General features: G+C 44.0%; 6 protein-coding genes. All 6 read left to right on the forward strand.

Going from position 1 to position 3,630, the window contains the following annotated elements:
- The first annotated feature begins 99 nt into the window (after window positions 1–99).
- The 6 genes from A1D16_RS16635 to A1D16_RS16660 all read left to right on the forward strand — a co-directional run bounded on the left by A1D16_RS16635 (window position 100) and on the right by A1D16_RS16660 (window position 3,548).
- Window positions 100–795, forward strand: a complete 696-nt coding sequence (locus A1D16_RS16635; protein WP_290711554.1) for a Crp/Fnr family transcriptional regulator — start codon at window positions 100–102, stop codon at window positions 793–795.
- A gap of 52 nt (window positions 796–847) precedes the next feature.
- The gene (locus A1D16_RS16640) at window positions 848–1,300 is read left to right on the forward strand and encodes a YHS domain-containing (seleno)protein (RefSeq protein ID WP_290711555.1); all 453 of its coding nucleotides are present in this window, start codon (window positions 848–850) and stop codon (window positions 1,298–1,300) included.
- 19 nt (window positions 1,301–1,319) lie between these two features.
- The gene (locus A1D16_RS16645; RefSeq protein WP_290711556.1) at window positions 1,320–1,697 is read left to right on the forward strand and encodes a DoxX family protein; all 378 of its coding nucleotides are present in this window, start codon (window positions 1,320–1,322) and stop codon (window positions 1,695–1,697) included.
- A 32-nt stretch (window positions 1,698–1,729) separates the two neighbouring features.
- Window positions 1,730–2,263, forward strand: a complete 534-nt coding sequence (locus A1D16_RS16650) for a YceI family protein (RefSeq protein ID WP_290711558.1) — start codon at window positions 1,730–1,732, stop codon at window positions 2,261–2,263.
- A 65-nt stretch (window positions 2,264–2,328) separates the two neighbouring features.
- Entirely contained in the window at window positions 2,329–2,829 is a 501-nt protein-coding gene (locus tag A1D16_RS16655; protein ID WP_290711560.1) for a DinB family protein, read from the forward strand.
- Window positions 2,817–3,548, forward strand: a complete 732-nt coding sequence (locus A1D16_RS16660; RefSeq protein ID WP_290711562.1) for an NRDE family protein — start codon at window positions 2,817–2,819, stop codon at window positions 3,546–3,548. Before A1D16_RS16655 ends, A1D16_RS16660 begins: the two co-directional genes overlap by 13 nt.
- Window positions 3,549–3,630: the final 82 nt, after the last annotated feature.

Raw genomic sequence — 3,630 nt, forward strand, 5'->3', positions numbered from 1 at the left:
GCATAGAATCGTATTTTTTGTAAATCTATAGGAATTGATCGATATCTCCTTTTTTCCGAAACCCCTGAAATTTTCTAATTTGGTGTAAACAAAAACTTTATGGGGGTGGATGAACAGTTATTGCTGATCCGGAATTATAATCTCTGGTCCGATATTTCAGATGAGGAGTATGAAGAATTGAACCTGATCCACCATTTTATCGAAGCCAAACGCAATGAGTATCTTTATTTTGAATCTCACCTCCACAATAAACTCTACTTTTTGAAAGAAGGGTATATAAAAATTGGCTACATCGACGAAAGCGGGCGGGAAATTGTTAAAGAAATCATTCGCAAAGGAGAGGTATTTGGCCAGATAACCCTGGAGCGAAATAACCTGCGGGGTGAGTTTGCCCAGGCATACAAAGGAAATGTTAGTTTGTGTGCGTTTAATATTGAAGATTTTGAACGGCTCTTACAGCAGAAGCCAGGCATTGCCTTGCGGTATAGTAAGCTGGTGGGGCATCAATTAAAAAAAGTAGAAACAAGGCTGGTAGAATTACTTCACAAAGATGTCAGAAGCCGCCTGGCCGGCTTTCTTCTTCAATTAATTAACCAGGAAATAAAGCCGGGTTCCACCGCTGTTGTGTCAAATTTTTTACGGCATGAAGATATTGCCGATCTTATTGGTTCGTCTCGCCAAACGGTAACTTCGCTGATCAGTGAATTTGAAGCAGCTGGATGGGTATTTTTTACCCGGAAAACCATTTCTGTACCGGATGTTAAAGCCCTGCAAAAGCTGGTTGCTGTCGGCTAGCCGACAAAATGCCAGGAAAGAGGGGGCTATTTTTATTTTATAAATACCGGTTATGAAACCATTGTTCAGTTTTGTCTACCTGCTCTTTCTTTACCTGCCTGCAAGGCCCCAAACAGCTGCCACCCACTGGAACCTGGAAAAAGGCATGGCCCTGCAAGGGTACGATGCGGTGGCTTACCATAGCCAGCAAAAAGCGGTGAAGGGAACTGCCCGATTTGCAGTAACCCATTTAGGGGCGGTATGGCTATTTGCATCTGCGGAGAATAAGGAGATATTTAGAAAAAATCCCGAAAAATTTGAACCTGCCTACGGCGGATGGTGCGCTTTTGCCATGGGTGATTCTGGTAAAAAAGTGGAAGTTGACCCCGATACCTTTAAGCTGATTGATGGCAAACTCTATCTCTTCTATAATAAATACTTTACCAATACTTTGCTGAGCTGGAACAAAAAAGAATCCGTGCTTAAAGCCAAGGGAGATGCTAACTGGGAAAAAATTATCCGTTAAAAAGGCAAATCAAATTAGTATGAAAAATAGTTGGGTTCAATGGATCTGCCGCCTTGTTGCCGCTATCCTTTTACTTCAAACACTTTATTTTAAGTTTACTGCTGCTCCCGAATCGGTCGAATTATTTACAAAGTTAGGAATGGAGCCCTGGGGAAGAATACTTACCGGTTTGCTTGAGCTGGCAGCAGGTATCCTTTTACTATGGCCGGCTTATACCAGGTTTGGCGCTCTGCTGGGAGCCGGACTAATGGCCGGCGCAATCTTTTTTCACCTCACCATTTTGGGTATTGTAGTTAATGGAGACGCCCTTCTTTTTAGTTATGCCTGCCTGGTATTTATCGCCTGCCTGGTTTTGATCTGGGGAGAAAGGAATAAGTTGCTACGACGGAAAATCTGACCCCGGAACTTACATATTCCTTAAATTGGGATATGATGAAACCTTTGGTTTTTTTGCTGCTGCTGCTGCCCGGCATCTTAACTGCCCAGGCACTAAAACCGGTGGATGCTGCCGGTTCCGTTAGTTTTGTGATCAATAATTTTGGCGCCGGTGTGGATGGAAGCTTGAGTGGGTTAAAAGGTTCTATCGAATTCGATCCAAACAACCTATCTGCTGCAAAAATGTTGGTTTCGGTAGAGGCGGCAAGCATAGAAACAGGAATCAATATGCGAAACCGTCACCTGCGGGGAGAAAAATACTTTAATACAGAAAAATTTCCCCTCATTTCGCTGGCGGGATCTGCGCTTAAATCCGCCGGCGCCCCGAATTCGTATACAATGACAGCCAATCTCACGATAAAGGGGGTAACGAAGCGTTTTTTGTTGAATTTTACCGCCCGGGAACAAAAAGATGGCGTTCTTTTTGAAGGTAAGTTCTCCATTAACCGGAGAGATTTTGGGGTAGGAGGGAGCAGTATCAGCCTATCGGACGATGTGGTGGTTCGGTTAAAAGTGCTTGCCAGATAAATATTTTATCGGTAAGTGAATACGAATTAAAAAAGAGTAAATTCGAAACCAATATTTAAACGTTCATGCATTTACAGTTAGCTGTTAAGAATGCATTTGGTCAAATGAGGGATATCATGGATCAATTGACCGATGCTCAATATACTCAATCTTGTGCTACGCTTTCAGGAGCTACTATTGGCCAGCATACCCGCCATATTATTGAGATGTATCAATGCCTTTTAACCGGCGTATCACAAAATATGGTCAACTATGAAGCGCGCCAACGCGATATTCGTATAGAGTGTGATAAAGAATTTGCCGCCAGCCTGCTGGCTGTTGTTGAAACAGAGATCCATCAATCGAACAGGCCCTTGAAATTATACGCCGGTTTTGATACGGAAACGCATGAGCAGGTACAGCTGGATACTAATTTTTACCGGGAAATTGCCTATAACCTGGAACATACCATCCATCATATGGCATTGATAAAGGTAGGCTTACTGGAGATATCCGGTATCCGGATCCCGGAAGGTTTTGGTGTTGCTTCCTCCACCTTAAAGTACCAGCGGTCATGTGCACAGTGAGTTTTCTGCCGGTACCAGGCGGTGCCTTAATTTGCTCAAATCGGGATGAAAAAAAACAAAGAGCCAGCGCTCTTCCACCCAGGTGGTACCAGGTAAACGGGGCCAATCTTCTGTTTCCGAAAGATCCGGATGGCCAGGGTACCTGGATTTCTATGAAACCCAATGGTCATATGGCTGTGCTGTTGAACGGAGCATGGAAAAAACATGTGCCGGAATATCCTTACAGAAAAAGCCGGGGGTTGGTTTTTCTTGAAATTTGTTCTGCTGACCAGTTGCTGGAGGGCTTTGACCAGGTAAACCTGGATCAGATAGAACCATTTACCGTGGTCGTATTCCAGGATGGCATATTGCAGGAAAATATATGGGATGGTAATTCCAAAACAACCCGTTATTTATCTCCCCTGCAAGCACATATCTGGTCGTCCGTAACCTTGTATGAGGAAGCTGCTATTATACGCCGCAGGAATTGGTTCAGGAATTGGCTGGCAGAGCATCCGGAGCCCGATGCAGCTGCGCTTCAGTTATTTCATCGGTTCGGCGGGGAAGGTGATACCTCCAATGACTTACGAATGAACCGTCAGAACGAAATGCTTACGGTAAGCATTACCTGCATGGAATGGTTACAGGAAAAAGCCAGCATGTATTATACCGATTTACAAAACGGGGAACAGTTTGAGGTTGTCCTGGATGCGTTCACCTATTCTGAAATAAGTTCATGAGCCTTTTAGATAAGGTGTTGCACAGGCCCTTTTTTATCCGGTTATTCAACTGGGAATACTGGTCTTTCGCCACCGTATACAC

This window comes from Flavihumibacter sp. CACIAM 22H1, assembly GCF_001601815.1.
Lineage (GTDB): Bacteria > Bacteroidota > Bacteroidia > Chitinophagales > Chitinophagaceae > Flavihumibacter.

Bases quoted from the DNA above. Each gene is read 5' to 3' on its own strand.
- A1D16_RS16635 (WP_290711554.1), top strand. From the start codon at position 100: ATGGGGGTGGATGAACAGTTATTGCTGATCCGGAATTATAATCTCTGG.
- A1D16_RS16640 (WP_290711555.1), top strand. From the start codon at position 848: ATGAAACCATTGTTCAGTTTTGTCTACCTGCTCTTTCTTTACCTGCCT.
- A1D16_RS16645 (WP_290711556.1), top strand. From the start codon at position 1,320: ATGAAAAATAGTTGGGTTCAATGGATCTGCCGCCTTGTTGCCGCTATC.
- A1D16_RS16650 (WP_290711558.1), top strand. From the start codon at position 1,730: ATGATGAAACCTTTGGTTTTTTTGCTGCTGCTGCTGCCCGGCATCTTA.
- A1D16_RS16655 (WP_290711560.1), top strand. From the start codon at position 2,329: ATGCATTTACAGTTAGCTGTTAAGAATGCATTTGGTCAAATGAGGGAT.
- A1D16_RS16660 (WP_290711562.1), top strand. From the start codon at position 2,817: ATGTGCACAGTGAGTTTTCTGCCGGTACCAGGCGGTGCCTTAATTTGC.